Annotated in this window: 18 protein-coding genes; 12 read left to right on the top strand and 6 right to left on the bottom strand. The window is 68.0% G+C overall.

The features are described 5' to 3' along the window. Positions 1 to 81 precede the first annotated feature (81 nt). Both V6V88_RS08365 and V6V88_RS08360 read right to left on the bottom strand, forming a co-directional pair. A complete protein-coding gene (locus V6V88_RS08365; RefSeq protein WP_062838411.1) occupies positions 82 to 1,491 on the bottom strand; it encodes an FAD-binding oxidoreductase in 1,410 nt (469 codons plus the stop codon). Positions 1,492 to 1,498: 7 nt separating this feature from the next. Continuing rightward, entirely contained in the window at positions 1,499 to 2,179 is a 681-nt protein-coding gene (locus tag V6V88_RS08360; protein WP_062838412.1) for an aspartate/glutamate racemase family protein, read from the bottom strand. Between the two features lie 152 nt (positions 2,180 to 2,331). Between V6V88_RS08360 and V6V88_RS08355 the strand changes: the two genes are divergently transcribed. From V6V88_RS08355 to V6V88_RS08300, 12 genes are all read left to right on the top strand, one after another. Continuing rightward, positions 2,332 to 3,273: a LysR substrate-binding domain-containing protein gene (locus V6V88_RS08355; RefSeq protein WP_056320178.1), complete on the top strand. Its 942-nt coding sequence runs from the start codon at positions 2,332 to 2,334 to the stop codon at positions 3,271 to 3,273. A gap of 120 nt (positions 3,274 to 3,393) precedes the next feature. After that, a complete protein-coding gene (locus tag V6V88_RS08350; RefSeq protein ID WP_338618788.1) occupies positions 3,394 to 4,320 on the top strand; it encodes a dihydrodipicolinate synthase family protein in 927 nt (308 codons plus the stop codon). 15 nt (positions 4,321 to 4,335) lie between these two features. Continuing rightward, complete coding sequence (locus tag V6V88_RS08345) at positions 4,336 to 5,115, top strand: SDR family oxidoreductase (RefSeq protein ID WP_338618786.1); 780 nt, start codon at positions 4,336 to 4,338, stop codon at positions 5,113 to 5,115. 28 nt (positions 5,116 to 5,143) lie between these two features. Next, positions 5,144 to 6,622: a dihydropyrimidinase gene (gene hydA, locus V6V88_RS08340; protein WP_175156870.1), complete on the top strand. Its 1,479-nt coding sequence runs from the start codon at positions 5,144 to 5,146 to the stop codon at positions 6,620 to 6,622. A gap of 23 nt (positions 6,623 to 6,645) precedes the next feature. Continuing rightward, positions 6,646 to 7,593 carry an N-carbamoyl-D-amino-acid hydrolase gene (locus V6V88_RS08335; protein WP_142049803.1) on the top strand — a complete coding sequence of 316 codons (948 nt, stop codon included), beginning with the start codon at positions 6,646 to 6,648 and terminating at the stop codon, positions 7,591 to 7,593. Positions 7,594 to 7,603: 10 nt separating this feature from the next. After that, positions 7,604 to 8,461, top strand: coding sequence for a transporter substrate-binding domain-containing protein (locus V6V88_RS08330; protein ID WP_175156869.1), 858 nt, complete (start codon positions 7,604 to 7,606; stop codon positions 8,459 to 8,461). Between the two features lie 74 nt (positions 8,462 to 8,535). Further along, on the top strand, positions 8,536 to 9,282 hold the full coding sequence (locus tag V6V88_RS08325) for an amino acid ABC transporter ATP-binding protein (protein ID WP_056320163.1): 747 nt from the start codon (positions 8,536 to 8,538) through the stop codon (positions 9,280 to 9,282). 20 nt (positions 9,283 to 9,302) lie between these two features. Then, complete coding sequence (locus V6V88_RS08320; RefSeq protein ID WP_062838417.1) at positions 9,303 to 9,980, top strand: amino acid ABC transporter permease; 678 nt, start codon at positions 9,303 to 9,305, stop codon at positions 9,978 to 9,980. Positions 9,981 to 10,116: 136 nt separating this feature from the next. Further along, positions 10,117 to 10,791 (top strand): amino acid ABC transporter permease, encoded by a 675-nt coding sequence (locus V6V88_RS08315; protein ID WP_062838418.1) that lies wholly within the window; start codon positions 10,117 to 10,119, stop codon positions 10,789 to 10,791. Positions 10,792 to 10,998: 207 nt separating this feature from the next. Further along, positions 10,999 to 12,357 carry an amino-acid N-acetyltransferase gene (gene argA, locus V6V88_RS08310; RefSeq protein ID WP_062838419.1) on the top strand — a complete coding sequence of 453 codons (1,359 nt, stop codon included), beginning with the start codon at positions 10,999 to 11,001 and terminating at the stop codon, positions 12,355 to 12,357. Positions 12,358 to 12,461: 104 nt separating this feature from the next. After that, a complete protein-coding gene (locus V6V88_RS08305) occupies positions 12,462 to 12,734 on the top strand; it encodes an oxidative damage protection protein (protein ID WP_056320154.1) in 273 nt (90 codons plus the stop codon). 186 nt (positions 12,735 to 12,920) lie between these two features. Then, positions 12,921 to 14,873: a phospholipase C, phosphocholine-specific gene (locus V6V88_RS08300; protein WP_338618779.1), complete on the top strand. Its 1,953-nt coding sequence runs from the start codon at positions 12,921 to 12,923 to the stop codon at positions 14,871 to 14,873. A 21-nt stretch (positions 14,874 to 14,894) separates the two neighbouring features. Here the strand turns inward: V6V88_RS08300 and phoU are convergent, their stop codons facing one another. From phoU to V6V88_RS08280, 4 genes are all read right to left on the bottom strand, one after another. Next, a complete protein-coding gene (gene phoU / locus V6V88_RS08295; RefSeq protein ID WP_056320149.1) occupies positions 14,895 to 15,623 on the bottom strand; it encodes a phosphate signaling complex protein PhoU in 729 nt (242 codons plus the stop codon). 166 nt (positions 15,624 to 15,789) lie between these two features. Then, on the bottom strand, positions 15,790 to 16,470 hold the full coding sequence (rpiA, locus tag V6V88_RS08290; RefSeq protein ID WP_180099204.1) for a ribose-5-phosphate isomerase RpiA: 681 nt from the start codon (positions 16,468 to 16,470) through the stop codon (positions 15,790 to 15,792). A 39-nt stretch (positions 16,471 to 16,509) separates the two neighbouring features. Continuing rightward, on the bottom strand, positions 16,510 to 18,204 hold the full coding sequence (locus V6V88_RS08285; protein ID WP_338618776.1) for an isovaleryl-CoA dehydrogenase: 1,695 nt from the start codon (positions 18,202 to 18,204) through the stop codon (positions 16,510 to 16,512). 52 nt (positions 18,205 to 18,256) lie between these two features. Next, the gene (locus V6V88_RS08280; RefSeq protein WP_338618774.1) at positions 18,257 to 19,825 is read right to left on the bottom strand and encodes an amidase; all 1,569 of its coding nucleotides are present in this window, start codon (positions 19,823 to 19,825) and stop codon (positions 18,257 to 18,259) included. Positions 19,826 to 19,866: the final 41 nt, after the last annotated feature.

Genomic DNA, 19,866 nt, shown 5'->3' with positions numbered 1-19,866 from the left:
GGATTTATCCGATTAGCCCGCCATTATAAATTTCTGGCGGACTTCGCGCGCGCCCCCCCTGCCCAGCCCGCTTCGGGCGTCCTACAGCAGCTTGCCCGGATTCATGAGCTGGTTGGGATCGAGCGCCCGCTTGATCATCAGCATCAGGTCCATTTCGACCGGGGATTTGTAGCGGCGCAGCTCGTCGCGCCGCAACTGGCCCACGCCGTGCTCGGCGCTGATGCTGCCCCCGCGCTGCGCCACCAGGTCATGCACGCGCCGGTTCAGCGCGGCGGTCAGCCGGGCATATTCGGCCGGCGCCACGTCCAGCGGCAGCAGCACGTTGTAATGCAGGTTGCCATCGCCGATGTGGCCGAAATTGATGATGGGCAGCCCCGGAAAATCCGAGACCAGGGCCAGATCCGCTTCCTCCACAAACGCCGCCAGGCGTGAGATCGGCAGCGCGATGTCGTGCTTGACCGCCTTGCCCGCACGCACCTGCGCCTGCGAGATGCCCTCGCGCAGGCGCCACAGGGTCTGCACCTGCGTGTCGTTCATGGCGACGACGCAATCCTGGATGACGCCGGCCTCCAGCGCCGCGCCCAACGCGGCTTCCAGCAAACCCGGCAGGCCGGCCGGTTCCGTGTCGGACAGCTCCACCAAGGCGTGATACGCGTGACGGCCGGCGAGCGGGCTGGCCGCGCCGCTGACGTGCGCCACCACCAGATCCAGGCAGCGCGCCGACATCATCTCGAACGCGGTCAGCCGTTCGCCGCAGACGCTCTGCAGGCGGCTCAGCAACCCCACGACCTGGGCGGGCGTCTCGGCCCCCACCCAGGCCGCCACGCGGCCCGCCGGCGCGGGATACAGCTTGAGCACCGCGCCGGTGATGATGCCCAGCGTGCCCTCCGAGCCGATGAACAGGCTTTTCAGGTCGTAGCCGGTGTTGTCCTTGCGCAGCCCGCGCAGGCCGTTCCAGACCCGGCCGTCCGGCAGCACCACTTCCAGTCCCAACGCCAGGTCGCGCGTGTTGCCATAGCGCAGCACCGCGGTGCCGCCGGCATTGGTGGCCAGATTGCCGCCGATGGTGCAACTGCCCTCCGCGCCCAGGCTCAGCGGGAAGAAGCGGCCCACCTCACGCGCGGCCGCCTGCACGTCGGCCAGCAACACGCCAGCGTCGGCGCACAACGTGTTGTTGACCGGGTCCACCTCGCGGATGCGCTTCATCCGGTTCAGGCTCAGGATCACTTGCGCGCCGCTGCCATCCGGCGTGGCGCCGCCGCTCATCCCGGTATTGCCGCCCTGCGGCACCACCGGCGTGCGGGTCTGGTGACACAGCCGCATGACCGCGGACACCTCCGTGGCGTTGCGCGGCCGCACCACCACGGGCGTGCTGCCCTGCCACTTGCCCAGCCAGTCGCGCACATAGGGCGCCTGGCCGTCGGCATCCAGCACCAGTCCGCCATCGCCCACCAGATGCGACAGCCGCTCGATCAGTTCATGATTGCGCATGGTGGCCTCAGGCGCCGTGCCAGTTCAGGCGGATGCGGCCGATCGCCATCGCCGCGGCAGCCTGGGTCGGCTCGACCACGGGCAGGCCCAGCTCGGCCTGCAACCAGCCCCGATAGGCGGCCATGCCCGCGCAGCCCAGCACCAGCACGTCGGCCTGATGCTCGTCGCGCAGCCGCGCGCCGACATGCAGCAGGCGCTCGCGCGTGCGGGCTTCGTCGGACAGTTCCACCACGCCCAGATCCAGCGGCAGCTCGGCCGCCACGCGGCCGGCCAGGCCGATTGCGCCGAACATGCGCCCGTGACGCGGCAGCGACTGGCGCAGGATGGCGATCACGCCGACGCGCTGGCCCAGCGTCAGGGCGGTCAGCATGCCGCATTCGCTGATGCCCAGCACCGGCTTGCGGGTGGCTTCGCGCACGGCATGCAGGCCGGGATCGCTGAAGCAGGCAATGACGAAGCCGGCGGCGGCGGCGCCGTGGTCGGCGTCCAGCTTGCGCACCAGGGCGGCCAGCGGCAGGGTCACGCTTTCGACGTCCAGCTGGGTCTGCACGCCCGCGGGCCCCTCGGCCAACGTCAGGCACCGGATGCGCGGTCCACCGGCCATGCGCAGCGGTTCCAGCGCCGCGTCGAACGCGTCCGTCACGGCCTGCGTGGAGTTGGGATTGATCACAAACAGGGTCTGTTCCATTCGTCCGTCCTGGTGTTGGCGACGCGCGGGCGCGGTCCGGGGCAAGGTACGGCGCCAGTCTAGCCGCGCACGGCCTGAGCATGTATTGTCAATTTGTGCGCTGCCCTTAACCCTTTGTTATGCTCGTCGCGTCAATTCGGAGCGGGCGCGCCATGCAACTGAATCTGCGGCAAATCGAAGTCTTCCGGGCGGTGATGACCACGGGCTCGATCAGCGGGGCGGCCAAGCTGCTGTTCGTCTCGCAGCCTGCGGTCAGCCGGCTGCTGTCGCACACGGAACAGCGCCTGGGCTTCGCGCTGTTCGAACGCATCAAGGGCAGGCTCTATCCCACGCCCGAATCCCGGCAACTCTTTCGCGAAGTGGAAACCGTCTATGCGGGCGTGCGCCGCGTGGGCGAGCTGGCCTCGGAACTGTCGGAGCGGCGCAGCGGCATCCTGCACCTGGTGTCCAGCCCCAGCATCGGCCACATGCTGGTGCCGCTGACGATCTCGCGCTTTCGCGAAACGCATCCGGACGTCAAGATCACCTTCCAGCCGCTTACGCAGCAGCCCCTCACGCAGATGCTGCTGGACAACCGCGCCGAACTGGGCGTCGTGATCCTGCCGGTCCAGCACCCCAACCTGCTGACCCAGCCGATCGGGCAGGCCAGGCTCGTCTGCATCTGCCCCTACAACCATCCGCTTGCCCATCGCTCGCTGCTGTCGATCGGGGACCTGCTGCCCTACCCGCTGATTTCCTACGGCGGCGACACGCCGTTCGGGATGCTGGTCGAGCAGATGTACCACGAGGCCGGCCAGACCCGCCGGCTGGCTGTCGAAGTGAGCTCGCCGCAGAACGCGTGCTCGCTGGTGCAGGCTGGCGCGGGCATCGCGATCGTCGACGAATTTTCGGTCAAGAGCCGCACGCAAGGCGACTTCGTGGTGCGTCCGATCGATCAGGCCAAGATCCTTACGGCGAGCCTGGTGCAGTCGCGATTCGAGCCCCTGTCGCAGCTTGCGCAAGCCTTCGTGGACGTGCTGCGCCACACGCTGCAGGAGCAGGGTTTCGAGCTGTCGGCGCAGGTCCAGGCAAACCCTGCCAAGGGTAAACCTTGACTTAACCGGCTGTTATACCAAGGCAATAAAAAAGCAAGTGGAGTTCTAAAAGTTCCGCTTTAGGATGACATCGAAACGTCGTTCCCGATTTCGGTTTTCACGCATCCTGACGGAGAAAAGATGGCAGCCTCCATCGACGCCAAAGGCGTCTTCACCATTTGCCCCACGCCCTTTGACGATGCCCTGCGCATCGATGCCGACAGCATCCGGACGCTGGTCGACTTCCTGCTGGAAACCGGCGTCACTGGCCTGGCCATCCTCGGGTTTCTCGGCGAGCTTCACAAGCTGTCGAACGCCGAGCGCAGACTGGTTCTGGAAACCTTCGTCAAGCACACGGATGGCCGCGTGCCGGTGTGGGTCGGGGTGCGCGCCCACGGCATTGCCGGCGCCATCGAGCAGGCCCTCGAAGCCCAGGAACTGGGCGCCTCGGCCGTGTTCGCCGCCCCCCTGGACAACGCCAGCGATGCGCTGCTGTTCGACTACTACAAGGCGGTGGCGGACGCCGTGAAGATCCCGGTCGTGATCCACGACTTTCCGGATTCCTTCGGCACCGAGATCCGGCCCGAGGTGGTGGCGCGCCTGGGCCGCGAAGGCGGCGTGCACATGATCAAGATGGAAGAGCCGCCGGTGGGCCAGAAGATCAGCCGCATCCGCGAACTGGTGCCTGACGCGGAGATGGCGATCTTCGGCGGATTGGGCGGCGTGTACTTCCTTGAGGAATTGCAGCGCGGCGCGGTCGGCACCATGACCGGTTTTGCGTTTCCGGAGATCCTGGTCGCCATCTACGAACGCTACGCCAGCGGCGACCACGCCGGCGCCGCCGCGATCTTCGACCGCTACTGCCCGCTGATCCGCTACGAGTTCCAGCCCAAGATCGGACTGGCGCTGCGCAAGTACGTGTACCAGCGCCGCGGCGCCATCAAGAGCCATGCGTTGCGCGCGCCGGGGATGCGCATCGATCCGGTGACCGCGGCCGAACTGGAAGCCACGGTCGCCCGCGTCGGATTGTCCCTGGCCGCCACCGGCCGCCAACCCGTGCAAGGCTGAAAAAGGAGCGCACGCATGGATCTGGGCATCAAGGGAAAGCACGCGCTCGTGTGCGCATCGAGCAAGGGTCTGGGCTACGCCTGCGCGCTATCGCTGGCGCGCGAAGGCGTGAATCTTGTGATGGCCGCGCGCACCGCGGCCACGCTGGACGCCGCGGCGGACGCGATCCGCCGCGAAACGGGCGCCTCGGTCGTCACGGTGGCCGCCGATGTCACCACCGAGGCCGGCAGGCAGGCGCTGCTTGCGGCCTGCCCCGAGCCCGACATCCTGGTCACCAACGCGGGCGGACCCAAGCCGGGCGACTTCCGCGAATGGTCGCGCGAAGACTGGATTGCGGCGCTGGACGCCAACATGCTGACGCCGATCGCGCTGATCCGCGCCACGGTGGACGGCATGATCGCGCGCCGCTTCGGCCGCATCGTGAACATTACGTCGGCCGCCGTGAAGATGCCCATCGACATCCTGGGCCTGTCCAACGGCGCACGCGCCGGGCTGACCGGATTTGTCGCGGGATTGGCGCGCCAGACCGTGCGCCACGGCGTCACGATCAACAACCTGCTGCCCGGCCCGTTCCTGACGGACCGCCTGCGCCAGACGGCCGAGCGCGGCGCGCGCGACAGCGCCAAGACGGTGGACGACGTGCTGGCTGCGCGGCTGGCGGGCATCCCCGCGGGCCGCTATGGCGACCCCGCCGAGTTCGGCGACGCCTGCGCCTTCCTGTGCGGCGCGCGCGCCGGTTTCATGACGGGGCAGAACCTCGTGCTGGACGGCGGCATCTATCCCGGCACGCTCTGACCACACATTCGCGCGGAAATCCCTATCCATGACCGACACCGCAGCATTCGACCTGACGATCCGCAACGGCCGCATCAGCACGGCCGCCGACACCTTCCATGCCGACATCGGCGTGCGCGACGGCGTGATCGTCGCGCTGGGCCAGGGCCTGCCGCCGGGCGCGCGCGACATCGACGCCGCGGGCCGCTGGGTGCTGCCCGGCGGCATCGACAGCCACTGCCACGTCGAGCAGCTGTCGGGCATGGGCATCATGTGCGCCGACGACTTCTACAGCGCAACCGTGTCCGCGGCCTTCGGCGGCACGACCACCATCATCCCCTTCGCGGCACAGCATCGCGGCAACGCGCTGCCTGAAGTCGTGGCCGACTACGCCCGCCGCGCCGAGGAAAAGGCCGTCATCGATTATGGCTTTCACCTGATCCTGTCCGATCCCACGGAACAGGCGCTCAAGCACGACCTGCCCGCGCTCATCAAGAACGGCATCACGTCTTTCAAGGTCTTCATGACCTACGACCGCCTGAAGCTGGACGACTACCAGCTGCTGGACGTGCTGGAGGTCGCCGACCGCGAGGGCGCGCTGGTCATGGTCCACGCCGAGAACAACGACATGATCCGCTGGGTGGCGCGCCGCCTGGCCGAACGCGGCATGACGGCGCCCAAGTATCACGCGGTGGCCCACACGCCGCTGGCCGAAAGCGAGGCGACGAACCGCGCCGTGACGCTGGCCCGGATGATGGATGTGCCGATCCTGATCGTGCACGTGGCCGGGCTGGAAGCCGTGCGCGTGGTGCATTCGTCGCAGGCGCTGGGGCTGCCGATCCACGCCGAAAGCTGCCCGCAATATCTGTTTCTGACGGCCGACGACATTGACGCGCCGGGACTGGAAGGCGCCAAGTTCTGCTGCAGCCCGCCCCCGCGCGATGCGGCTTCGCAAGAGGCCGTCTGGCAGGGCCTGGCCGACGGCACGCTGCAGATCTATTCGTCCGACCACGCGCCCTACCGTTTCGATGCCAGCGGCAAGCTTCCAAAGGGCGAGGCCACCACCTTCAAGGACGTGGCCAATGGCGTGCCCGGACTTGAGGTGCGCATGCCGCTGCTGTTCTCCGAAGGCGTGCTGGGCGGGCGCATTTCCATCGAACGCTTCGTCGCGCTGACCGCAGCCAATCACGCCCGCACCTACGGCCTGTATCCGCAGAAAGGCACGATCGCCGTGGGCGCGGACGCCGACATCGCCATCTGGAACCCGGAACGCGAAGTGACGATCTCCGCATCCATGCTGCACGACAACGTCGGCTACACGCCCTACGAGGGCCGGACGGTGCGCGGCTGGCCCGAAGTGGTCATCAGCCGCGGCCGCATCGCCGTCCAGGACGGACAGTTGCACGTGGCGCGCGGCAGCGGCCGCTTCATCAAGCGCGGCACGCCGGAACCGGTGCTGCGCCAGCGCCTGACCGGCAATCCCAACGCGCTGGTGCGCAAATACTTTTCGGCCGACAGCGCCGCCTGAGTCACTGAGCAAAGGATCACGGCATGAGCAAACGTCCCTTCGGCCTGGCGGTCGCGCAGATGGGTCCGGTGCAACCCGAAGAGACCCGGCGGCAGGCGGTGGCCCGCCTGCTTGAGATGATGCGCGAGGCGCACGGACGCGGCGCGCGCATGGTGGTGTTTCCGGAACTGGCGCTGACCACCTTCTTTCCGCGCTACTGGATGACCGAAGAAGAGGCGGTGGCGCGCTACTTCGAAAAGGAGATGCCCGGCCCCGAGACCCGCGTGCTGTTCGACACCGCCCGGGAACTGGGCATCGGGTTTTATCTGGGTTATGCGGAAATCTCCTCGGACGGCCGGCGCTACAACACCAGCATCCTGGTCGACGCCAACGCGCGCATCGTCGGACGCTACCGCAAGATCCATCTGCCGGGCCACAGCGACCACAAGCCCGACGCGCCGTTCCAGCACCTGGAAAAGAAGTTCTTCGAAGTCGGCAACGACGGCTTCAATGTCTGGGAAACGCTGGGCACGCGCATCGGCATGTGCCTGTGCAACGACCGCCGCTGGACGGAGACCTGGCGCGTGCTCGCGCTGCAGGGCGCCGAGATCGTGGCGCTGGGATACAACACGCCGTCATTGAACATCCATTGGAACGAACCGGTCCACTTGCGCATGTTCCACCACCTGCTCAGTCTGCAGGCGGCCGCGTACCAGAACGCGGTCTGGGTGGCTGCCGCAGGCAAGGCCGGCAACGAGGACGGCAGCCACCTGATCGCCGGATCGGCCATCGTCGCGCCCACGGGCGAGATCGTGGCGCAGGCGCAGGGGGAGGAGGACGAGGTGATTTTCTGCCAGGCCGATCTGGCGCTGGGAGACACCTTCAAGCAGCACATCTTCAACTTCGCCGCCCACCGGCGTCCGGAACACTACGGCTTGATCCTCGAGCGTGTGGGAACCGGACCCGCCCTGGGCAAGACGCCTCTTCCCTAAAGGACCTGCCATGACCCGCCTTCTCCGCACCCTGACTTTTGCCGGCCGCTGCGGCCTCACGTTGTGCCTGGCCGGCGCCAGCCTGGCCGCGGTTGCCGCCCAGCCGCTGACCACCGGCGTGGACGCCACGTTCGCCCCGCACGCCATGCCCAAGCTGGGCGGCGGCCTGGACGGCTTCAACATCGAACTCGGCCAAGCGATCGCCAAGCAGTTGGGCACGACGATCAAGATCGAGGGCACCGAATACGCGGCGCTGATTCCGGGGCTGAACGCCAAGAAGTACGACTTCGTGCTGGCGCCTACCACTGCCACCGAGGAACGCGCCCGCGCCCTGCTGTTTTCCGAGGGCTACCTGAACACGGACTACACCTTCGTGATCGGCAAGAACGGCAAGGAAATCAAAGGGCTGGATGACCTGAAGGGCCGCAAGCTGGCGGTCAACAAGGGCTCGGCCTACGAGAACTGGGCGCGCGACAACGCCGCCAAGTACGGCTTCACGTATGACGTGTACGCCTCCAACGCCGACGCGGTTCAGGCCGTGCAGGCCGGCCGCGCGGACGCCAACCTGGCGGGCAACACGGTGGCGGCGTGGGCGGCCAAGCAGAACCCCGCGGTGCGCACCAGCTACACGATCAAGACGGGCCTGGTGTGGGCGCTGGCGTTCCGGCTGGACGACCAGGCGGGGCGCGACCGCGTGTCGATGGCGCTCAAGTGCCTCAAGCAGGACGGCACGGTGTCCAAGCTGGCGCAGAAGTGGTTCGGCTTCACGCCTGCCGCGGGCTCCGCGGCGGTCACGGTGACGCCGGGCCAGGGCGTGCCGGACCTGCCGGGCTACGACGCCAAGCCGGTCGAGCTGCGCTGCAGCTGATTTTCCGACGCACCGCCAACGACAGGGGGGGAAGCCGCCACGCGGCCTCCTGCCCGCGCTTTGAGGAGCTTTCAATGGAAACGCCGATCCTGAAAATCGCCGGGCTGCACAAGTCCTATGGCGACAACGCGGTCCTGAAAGGGATCGACCTGGACGTGGGCAAGGGCGAGCTGGTCTTCATGATCGGCCCGTCCGGCTCGGGCAAGAGCAGCCTGTTGCGCTGCTGCAACCGGCTGGAGGAGCCGACTGCCGGCAGCATCCACGTCGACGGAGAGGAAATCACCGCCCCCGCGGCCGAGCTGAACCGCATCCGCCAGAACATCGGCATGGTGTTCCAGCACTTCAACCTGTACCGCCACATGTCCGTGCTGTCGAACATCACGCTGGCGCTGCGCAAGGTGCAGAAGCTGGCGCGTGCCGAGGCCGACCGCCGCGGCATGGAGGCGCTGGACCGCGTGGGGCTGGCCGACAAGGCAAAAGCCTATCCCGACCAGTTGTCCGGCGGCCAGCAGCAGCGCGTGGGCATCGCGCGTTCGCTGGCGCTGCGGCCCAAGGTCGTGCTGTTCGACGAGCCGACCAGCGCGCTGGACCCGGAGCTGGTGGGCAGCGTGCTGAACGTGATGCGTGAACTCAAGCGCGACGGCATGACGATGATGGTGGTCAGCCACGAAATGGGCTTTGCCCGCGCGGCAGCCGACCGGGTCGTGTTCATGGACGGCGGGGTGATCGTCGAACAAGGCCCGCCGCAGGACGTCTTCGGCGCCCCCCGACAACCCCGCACGCAGGCCTTCCTGGCCAGCATGGCGGAACATGCCGCGTAACGCGGTTTGAAGAGTTCGCCATGGATCTGAATGCCCTGCTGTTCTCGTTCTTCAATGCGGAAGTCGCCTGGCGCTACCTGCCCGACATCCTGGCCGGCATGTGGGTCACGCTGCAACTGGGCGTGGCCGTGGCCGCGACAGGCGTGGCGCTCGGTCTCGTCCTGGCCGTGGTGCGCGCGCTGCGCATCCGGCCGGTCAATTTCCTGATCATCTGCTTTGCCGACATCCTGCGCGCGCTGCCGCCGCTGGTGGTGATCATGGTGCTGTTCTTCGCGTTCCCGTACATCAACCTGTCGATGTCGGCGTTCATGGCGTGCTGGCTGTCGCTGTCGCTGGTGCTGGCCGCTTTTGCCGAGGAAATCTTCTGGGCTGGCATCCTGTCGGTGCCGCGAGGCCAGGCCGAGGCGGCGCGCTCGACGGGGCTGAACTGGCTGCAGAGCATGGTGTATGTGGTGATGCCGCAGGCCATGCGGCTGACGGTCGCGCCGCTGACCAACCGCGTCATCGCCATCACCAAAAGCACCGCGCTGGGCTCTGTCGTGGGCTTGAGCGAAGTGCTCAACAACGCGCAATCGGCCAGCAGCAATGCGGGCAACGCTACGCCGCTGACCTTGGCCGCAGTGGCGTGCCTGCTGATCTTCCTGCCCGTGGTCGTGCTGGGGCGCTGGACCGAAACGCGCTTTAAGTGGAAGCACTAACGGGAAGCACTGACGGGAAGCACTGCGCGAACGCATCTTTACGAATACATACCGGGCGGGAAGCGAGGCTGATCACACCCGCCCGACACAACAAGGGAGCCCCGAACGGGCCCCAAACGGGCCCCAGGGGAACCGCATGGACGAAATCCTGCAGAATTTCTTCAATCTGAACATCTATGTCAGCGTCGCGCCGTACCTCTTGCAGGGCCTGGGCCGCACGCTGATGCTGTCGGCCATGGTGATTCCCGTGGGGCTGGCCTCGGGGCTGCTCATCGGGGTGCTGTCGGTCACGCTGAAGGCGCGCTGGTCGCGCGTGCTGCTGGCCATCTACATCGACTTCTTTCGCGCCCTGCCGCCGCTGGTGCTGCTGATCTTCATCTATTTCGGCGCGCCGTTCCTGGGACTGGACCTGCCCAAATTGCTGGCGGTGGCCGTGGGCTTCATGCTGAACAACTCGTCCTACTACGGCGAGGTCTTTCGCGCCGGCCTGGAAAGCGTGCCGCGCGGCCAGATCGAGGCGGCGCGGTCCACCGGCCTGTCGGCTTGGCAAACGATGTGGCACGTTCAGATCCCGCAGGCCACGCGCAATGTCATGCCCGACCTCATCAGCAACACGCTCGAAGTGGTCAAGCTGACCACGCTGGCCAGCGCCGTGGCGCTGCCCGAGCTGCTTCGGGTGGCCCGCGACGCCCAGTCGCTGGTCTACAACCCGTCGCCCATCGTGCTGGCGGCGCTTTTCTACCTGGCACTGCTGTGGCCGGTGGTGCGGCTGCTCAGCCGGCTGGAACACCGCCAGCTGTCGCGGCATTGACGCGCGCCTTGCGGTCGGCTCGCCTGCCGGGACCGCAAAGCGCGACCGCCTGTGGGGCGCCCGCAACAACGCCCGCCGCGACCGCCGTGGGCGCGGCAGGCGCGAGCCCTATAATTCCGCCTAGCGCCGCCCCCGGGGCGGTGCTCTGCGCATGGCCCCTCGGCCCGCGCCGTCCCGCGACCCATAGGATCTTAAGCAACACACATCATGCCCGACCTGGAACCAGACACCGTCTCCGCCCTTGAAGCCCCTGAATTCGCCGCCGCGCAATTTGTGCGATGGTTCCGAGACGTGGCCCCCTACGTGCATGCGTTCCGAGGCAAGACCTTCGTGGTGGCGTTTGGCGGCGAACTGGTGCAGGCCGGCGCGCTGAACGCCCTGGTCCAGGATCTGTCCCTGCTCTCGTCGCTGGGCATCCGGCTGGTGCTGGTGCATGGCTCGCGGCCCCAGGTCAACGAGCAACTGCGCCTGAAAGGCTACACGCAGCAGTTCGACCGGGGCATGTCCCCCACCGACGCCGCCGCGCTTGAGTGCGCCAAGGAAGCCGCCGGCGAGATACGCCTGGACATCGAGGCCGCGTTCAGCCAGGGGCTGCCCAACACGCCCATGTCGCACGCGCACATCCGCGTCATCTCCGGCAATTTCGTCACCGCGCGCCCGGCGGGCGTGCTGGACGGCGTGGACTACAAGCACACCGGCCAGGTGCGCAAGATCGACGTGGAAGCGCTGAAGTTCGCCATCGAGAAAGGCTCGTCGGTCGTGCTGCTGTCGCCGCTGGGTTTCTCGCCCACGGGCGATGCCTTCAATCTGGCGATGGAAGACCTGGCCACCAGCGTGGCCGTGGGACTGCGCGCCGAAAAGCTGATCTTCCTGTCCAGCTCGCAAGGCGTGCTGAACGACGACGGCACGCTGGATACCGAACTGGCGCGTGTGGATGCCGACGCCCTGCTGGCGGCCGGCGAGCTGGACGAAGAGACTCATTCCTTCCTGCAATACGCCTCGCTCGCGGTCAAGCGCGGCGTGGCGCGCGCCCACCTGCTGCCGTTCGAACTGGACGGCAGCGTGCTGCTCGAGATCTTCACCCACGACGGCGTGGGCACCATGGTCGTCGAGGACACGCTGGACGACCTGCGCCCGGCCACCATCGACGACGTGGGCGCCATCCTCAGCCTCATCGAGCCGCTGGAAGCCGACGGCACACTGGTGCCGCGCCCGCGCAGCGTGGTCGAGCGCGACGTCGAAAACTTCACCGTGCTGGAGCACGACGGCGTCATCTACGGCTGCGCGGCGCTGCACGACTTTCACGAAGAGCAGATGGCCGAAATGGCCTGCCTGATCGTGCACCCGGAATGGCAAGGCTCGGGCGAGGGCGAAATCCTGCTGCGCCACATGGAGTCGCGCGCCCGTGCGCTGGGGGCCAAGCGGCTGTTCGTGCTGACCACGCGCACCTCGCACTGGTTCATCAAGCGCGGTTTCGTGCAGGGCGGCATCACCGACCTGCCCCGCGAAAAGCAGACCAACTACAACCGTTCCCGCAACAGCCTGGTCTTCATCAAGAAGCTCTGAGACCGGCCTGCGGGGCCATTGCACCGCCAGCGGAAGGGGCTTGGCGCCCGACGCACGCCAAGCCCGCTAAAATGACGCGTTATTCATTTTTCCGGCAGCGAACCATGGCCCGTATCGTCAACTGTGTGAAACTGAAGCGTGAAGCCGAAGGACTGGACTACCCGCCCTATCCCGGTGAACTCGGCACCCGCATCTGGCAAAGCATTTCCAAGGAAGCCTGGGAAGACTGGAAAGGCGTGCAGACCCGCCTGGTGAACGAAAACCGCCTGAACCTGGCAGACGCCCGCGCGCGCAAGTACCTGCAGCAGCAAATGGAACGCTATCTGTTCGAAGACGGCAGCGTCGAAGCCGACGGCTACGTTCCGCCCTCGGCCTGATCCGGCCCGCCCCCGCCGCGCCCACAGGCGCGCGGCTTGGCAAAGCCCCTCGCATGCGAGGGGCTTTGTTTTTGCGGCACGCCGGCATCCGTCCTGCCCGAGTGTCTTCCGAGTGTCTTCCGAGCGTCAATCGCACACCGGCCAAGGCCTTAAGATTCAAAGAATGCCGACCGTATTAAAGCTGTCATGAAAGAAGAACCGCGCCCGCCCATCAGTCCCGACCCGTCCCCTGTCATCGCGCGTGCCTTGCAGATCGAACCCGACCGCAAGTCCGGCACTCTGCAAGATGTACGCCACGTCGTGATCCTGATGCAGGAAAACCGGTCCTTCGACCATTACTTCGGCACGCTGCCCGGCGTGCGCGGGTTCGCGGATCCGCATCCCGCGCCCACGCGCGCGGGCACGGTGATGACGCAGACCGATGGCCAGGCGCGCTGCCGCCCCTACGATCTGCAGGCGGAGGTTCCCAGCGACAAGCCCGTCGGCTACATCACGCCGCATACCTGGGACGACTCGCAGCGCGCCTGGAACGACGGCCGCATGGACCAATGGCTGTCCGCCAAGAGCCGGCTGGGCCTGGGCGTCTACCGCAGCGCCGACGTGCCGTTTCAGACCGCCCTGGCCAACGCCTTCACGCTGTGCGATGCCTATCACTGCTCGATCCAGGCAGGCACCAATCCGAACCGGCTGTTCCTGTGGACCGGGACGAACGATCCGCTGGGCGCGGCCGGCGGACCCGCGCTGGTCAACACCTTTGACCGGCTGGGCCCCGCGGGCGAAGGCTACGCCTGGACCACGTACCCCGAGCGTCTGCAGGACGCAGGCGTGGACTGGCGCATCTACCAGGACATGGCGGACAACTACAACGACAATCCGCTCGCGGGATTCCGGCAGTACCGGCGGCAACACGCGGGCAGCGCCGGGGACGCGCCGCTGCGCGACCGCGCGCTGGCCACCCGCACGCTGGACGACCTGGCGCGCGATGTAGCGCAGGGCACGCTGCCCGCCGTCTCGTGGATCATCGCGCCCACGGCCGACTCGGAGCATCCCGAAGTCTCCTCGCCCCGGCGAGGCGGCGCCTATACCGAGCGGGTGCTGGACATCCTGACGTCCAGTTCCGACACCTGGAGCCGGTGCGTGCTGTTCGTCACCTACGACGAAAACGATTGCTTCTTTGACCACATGCCCCCGCCCGCGCCGCCAGCGCGACATCCGGATGGCGAGTCGGGCGGCCTGTCGACCGTGGAGCTGGACGGCGAATACCACGACGCGCGGCAGGGTCCCAGCGCGTCCACGGCCGACGATCCGGCCGGCATGCACGGGCGCGCCTTCGGCCTGGGGCCGCGCGTGCCGATGCTGGTGGTATCGCCCTGGAGCCGCGGCGGGTGGGTCAATTCGCAGGTGTTCGACCACACCTCGGTCATCCGATTCCTGGAAATGCGGTTCGGCGTAGCCGAACCCAACATCAGCGCCTGGCGGCGCTCGGTGGCCGGCGACCTGACGACGGCATTCGATTTCGCTGGCGACCGGAATTCGCATCACCCGGACAGCAACCGCCACACCTGTCCCCTGCCCTACACGCTGGAGGCCGTGGGCCAGATGGCGGCCGACGGCGAACACTACCGCCTGACGCTGCGCAATCCGGGCAGCGCGGGCGCCGTGTTGCACGTGTACGATCGGCTCGCGCTGGCGCGCGCGCCACGGCGCTACACGGTCGGTGCGGGCGCGCGCCTGGACGACGGCTGGAAGCTGGGCGCGGACCGCAGGTACGACCTCTGGCTACTGGGGCCGGACGGCTTTCACCGGCAGTTCCGCGGCGATGCGCGCGATGCGGGCACGCTGGAAGCGCAACTGGTGCCCGTCACCTCGGGCCTGCGCCTGCGGCTCGTGAACCACGGCGACGAGCCGCAGCCGGTGCGGGTGGAATCACAGATGAACGATGGCTGGCGCGCGATGGCGCACGTGCCCGCGGGCGGCGCGGTCGAACTCAAGTACGCGGGTTGCGAGGGCTGGTACGACCTGGAAGTCAGTGCGCCGGCCATGCCGGTCTTTGGACGCCGGCTGGCGGGCCGCATCGACGGCGGCAAGCCGGGTGTGCCGGACCCCCGGCTATGCCAGGGAGCAGCGCTGCCGCTGTGAAGCGGCAGCCGGTCTTGCCGTTTACTGGTCCGAGGTATCCTCGGATTCTTCTTCGCCGCGCGCCAGGCGCTCGGTGTTCTTCACGCCGGTGTGGCGCACGTCGGCGCCCTTGACCATGTAGATCACGCGTTCGGACATGTTCTTGGCGTGGTCGCCAATGCGTTCGAGCGCGCGCGCGATGAAGATCATGTCGATGGCGCGCGAGATCGTGCGCGGGTCTTCGATCATGTAGGTGATAAGGTGGCGCAGCGCGCCCTTCCATTCCTTGTCGACTTCCTTGTCGCTGCGCACGACGGCAGCGGCCTGGATGGGGTCGAGGCGGGCGAACGCGTCAAGCGCCTGGTGCAGCATGTTGCGCACGTTGGCGGCCATGTGGCGCAGTTCGATCACGGGAATGTGGCGCAGTTCGCCTTCGTGGACGCGGCGGGCGACGGTGGCGACCTTCTCGGCCTCGTCGCCGGAGCGTTCCATGTCGGTCAGCATCTTGGACACGGCCATCAGCATGCGCAGGTCGATGGCGGTGGGCTGATGCCGGGCCAGGATGCGGCTGATGCTCTCGTCGATCTCGACTTCGTGGCGGTTGACTTCCTTTTCCCGCTCGCGCACCTTTTCAACCAGCGTCATGTCGCCGCTGGCCAGCGCATCGATCGCCTCCTGGATCATGGCTTCCACCACGCCGCCCATTTGCAAGAATTGCGAACGGACGCTTTCCAGATCGGCGTCGAACTGCTTGTTTGTATGCTCCGTCATCCGGGCTCCCTGCGTGGTTGATCTCATTGCATTGCCCCGAAGTTGAGAGAAGTTACGAGATGGGCCTGCACAACCGGCAAGGTTATGACCCAAGTGTGACAGGATTATGAATGGCGGCCCCGCCCCCCGCAAGGCGGTTCGGCGGGACCAGCCTTGGCCGCCGGAATCAGGCGCGGCGGTCCAGGCGGCGGATGCCGTTCTGGGTGGCCAGCAGGGCCACGTCGGCGCCGGACAACGCAAACAGGCCGCAGGTCACGACGCCCGGCAGGTTGTTGACGATGGCTTCGAACGCGGGCGCGTCCGAGATGGTGAGGCCCGACACGTCCAGGATGATGTTGCCGTTGTCGGTGACAAAGCCGTCGCGCAGGCGGGGCTGGCCGCCCAGCGCGGTCAGCGCGCGGGCCACGGACTCGCGCGCCATCGGGATGACCTCGAGCGGCAGCGGAAACTTGCCCAGCGTCTGCACCAGCTTGGATTCATCGGCGATGCAGATGAAGCGCTCGGCCACCGAGGCCACGATCTTCTCGCGCGTAAGCGCCCCGCCGCCGCCCTTGATCATGTGCAGGTCGGCGTTGATCTCGTCGGCGCCGTCCACGTAGATGGGCATGGTCGAGACGTCGTTCAGGTCCAGCACGTTGAGGCCATGGCCGGCAAGGCGCGCCGCGCTGCGCTCGGAGCTGGCGACCGTTCCGCCGATGCGGCCCTTGAATCGCGCCAGGCCGTCGATGAACAGGTCGGCGGTGGAACCGGTGCCCACACCGATGATGACGTCCGGGCCGGCGACCTGTTCGACGAATTCCAGGGCCGCGTCGGCGGCTTGCTGCTTGAGTTCTTGCTGGGAGAGCATGGCGGTAGAAGTGCGGAAAAGTTGCTTGAGCCGGGAAATTTAGCATGCGGCGATGGCGGGCCAGGCGCGCGCCAGGATCGCCGGCGTGGCGACGCCCGGCGTGGCGACGCCAACTGTATCGTCCCCCGCGCCCAGTTCGCCGAACATGCCGCCCGTCTCCCGCAGGCGGCTGGCGACGAAGGCCTGCGACACGGCGGCGGGCGCGTGCTCGATGAGCAGCGCCGCCTGCCACAGGCGCGCCAGCCCGGCGGCGATGCGGCGCGCGTGGAATTGCGCGTGCTCGCCATCCGCCAACATGGCGCGCCAACGCGCCAGCGCCGCGTCGAAATCCTGGTACTGCCCTGCGGCGCGGGCCAATTCGGCCTCTAGCGCCGGCAGCGCATCGGGTTCGCGTTGCAGCGCCCGCAGCACGTCCAGCGCCATGACGTTGCCCGAGCCTTCCCAGATCGAATTGACGGGCGTTTCGCGGTAAAGGCGCGGCATCGGGCCTTCCTCGACGTAACCGTTGCCGCCCCAGACCTCCATGCACTCGGCCACGGCCGCAACCGCGCGCTTGCAGACCCACAGCTTGGCGGCCGGCGTGCCCACGCGCACCAGCGCGCGCGCGCCCGCGTCGGCGCGCTCATCCACGGCACGCGCCAGACGCAGCGCCAGGACCATGGCTGCTTCGCTTTCCAGCGCCAGGTCGGTCAGCACATTGCGCATCAGCGGCTGTTCGACCAGCGGCTTGCCGAACGCCTGCCGGTGCAGCGCGTGGTGCGCCGACTGCGCCAGCGCCTGGCGCAGCAGCGCCGCGCTGCCGAGCACGCAGTCCAGCCGCGTAGTGCCCGCCATCTCCAGCAGCACTGACAGGCCGCGGCCGGGCTCGCCGACCATCACGCCCCAGGCATCCTCGAATTCGACTTCCGAACTGGCGTTGCTCCAGTTGCCCAGCTTGTCCTTCAACCGCCGCACGCGCACCGCGTTGCGCGGGCCATCCGGGATCCAGCGCGGAACGAAAAAGCAACTCAGCCCCTCGTCGGTCTGCGCCAGGACCAGGTGGGCGTCGGCCTGCGGCACCGAAAAGAACCATTTGTGCCCCACGAGCTGATAGGCGCATCCGCGGCCGGGCGCGCCCAGCGGCACGGCGCGCGTGGTGACCGCGCGCAAGTCCGAACCGCCCTGCTTTTCGGTCATGCCCATGCCGATCAGCGCGCTGCGCTTGGCGGCAAGCGGCGCGTCGCTGCCATCGAACTCCCGCGCGTACAGGGCCGGCAGCCACTGGCCGGCAAAGTCCACCACGCCGGCGGGCTCGCGTTGCAGCAGCGGCACGGCGGCAAAGGTCATGGTGGTGGGGCATAGCGTGCCGGCCTCGACCTGCCCCTGCATCAGATAGGCAGCCGCGCGCGACACCTGCGCGCCCGGCGCGGGTTGCATCCACGCGCGGCTATGCAGGCCGCGCGCCATGATGCCGCTCATCAGCGCGTTCCAGGCGGGGTGGAATTCGACGCGATCCACGCGATGGCCGGCCCGGTCGTAGCTGACCAGGCGGGGCGGACAGCGGTTGGCCTCGGCGCCGGCGGCCAGCGTCTGCGCCCGGCCCAACCAGGCGCCGTGCGCGGCTAGATCGCCCGCCCAGGCCTCGGCGCCCTCGCGCCGCACGGCCTCGCGCAGCGCCGGATCGGTGTCGTACAGGGAATAGTCTTCCAGGGGCGGCACCTGGTTGAACACGGTATGCGTCGCGAACGATGACATGCGATCTCCCTGGTTTGGCCGGCCGGCGCGGGGCGGCGGCGCCCGGCGGCGGCTATCGGGCCATGGGCGCCGTCAAGGGCCAGGGCCGCAGCGTTTCGACCTGGGCAGCCAGCTCCAGCAATAGCGCCTCGGCGCCGAGCGGACCCATTACCTGGATACCGATGGGCAGGCCGTCCGCGGACATGCCGAAGGGGATCGAAATGGCGGGCATGCCGGTCAGGTTGGCCAACGGGGCAAATGGCGAATAGCCGATGACGCCCTTCTTGCCCAGACGGTAGGCCAGATAGTCGGCGTTGTCCATGGCGTAGCGGCCGATGGGCGCGGGCGGCAGCGCCAGGACCGGACTGAGGAACAGGTCGTAGCCCTGGGCGCCGTCGCGATGCAGGAAGCGCCCGATGCGGCGGGTGATTTCGTGGCAGGTGTCAACGCAGGCCACGTACTGCGCGCCCGAGATGGCGCGGGCGTACTCGCGCGCGCCCAGCGTGGTGGGCTGCAGCTCATCGGCGGCCAGGCGGCGGCCGCGCGCAGCCACAAAGCTGTCGATGGCGTTGGCGGCCGCGCTGGCGATCAGGGGCAGCATCGGCGACAGGACTTCCTCGGAGCCCACGGGCGGCGCGGCGGGCACCAGTTCATGCCCCAGCGCGGCGAAGAACGCGGCGGCCTCGTCCAGCGTGGCGGCGACATCGGGATGGATCGCGCCGCCTTCGTAGGTGGTGTTGATGAACGCGATGCGCCGGCGGGGCGCCGCGCGCGGATCGGCGGCAACGCGGGCCACCACGCCACGATAGGATTGCGCGGGCTGGACGGGCGCCGCATAAGGCGCACCCACGTCCGCGCCCGCGCTGATGTCCAGCGCCGCCGCGCAATCGCGCACCGACAGCGTCATCATGTGTTCGGTGGCCAGGCCGCCCCACCCTTCTCCTTTCAGCGGGCCCAGCGGCATGAGGCCGCGCGAGGGCTTGAGCCCCAGCACGCCGCAGCAAGAGGCGGGAATGCGGATCGAGCCGCCGCCATCGCTGCCATGGGCGATGCGCACCATCCCGCTGGCCAGCGCCGCCCCGGCGCCGCCGCTGGAGCCGCCCGCGCTATGACCCTTTTTCCAGGGATTCTGCGTGGCCGGGCCATACACCGGCGATTCTGTCGTGGGGCTCAGGCCAAGCTCGGCGCTGGTCGTGCGGCCAAACGGAATCAGCCCGGCGCGGCGATAGCGCTTGACGATGTCGGCGTCGAGGTTCCATTGGACCTTGCCGTACAGCACGGAACCCATCATGCTGGGCAGGCCGATGGCTGCCGTGGCCAGGTCCTTGAGCAGGGTGGGCACGCCCAGAAACGGCCGGTCGCGCAGCAGCGCCTGGCGTTGTTCGGACGTCAGCGACGCAAGTTCGGCGTCCATCGCCTCTGCCAGCCGCAAGCCGGCCTCGGCCTGCACGCCGCAGGCGGCGTTGATGGACGGATTGCGGGCCGCAACGCGGTCCACCGCCTGCTGCATGGCAGCCAGCGCCGTGGTGGCGCCCAGGGCGATATCGGCGCCCAGCGCCGTCGCGTCGAGAGAAGAGGAATCATGGCGTTCGGCGATGCTCATGCTGACGATGCTCCAGGTATCGACGGCGAAGTGCCGCATGCATGAGGATATCGGCTGCGCGGGCGGGCAACAAGCACGCG

Source organism: Achromobacter sp. E1, assembly GCF_037039475.1.
Classification (GTDB): domain Bacteria; phylum Pseudomonadota; class Gammaproteobacteria; order Burkholderiales; family Burkholderiaceae_B; genus Achromobacter; species Achromobacter mucicolens.
Note: the sequence above shows the minus strand (reverse complement) of the source record. Positions and strands in the feature narration are given on the sequence as shown.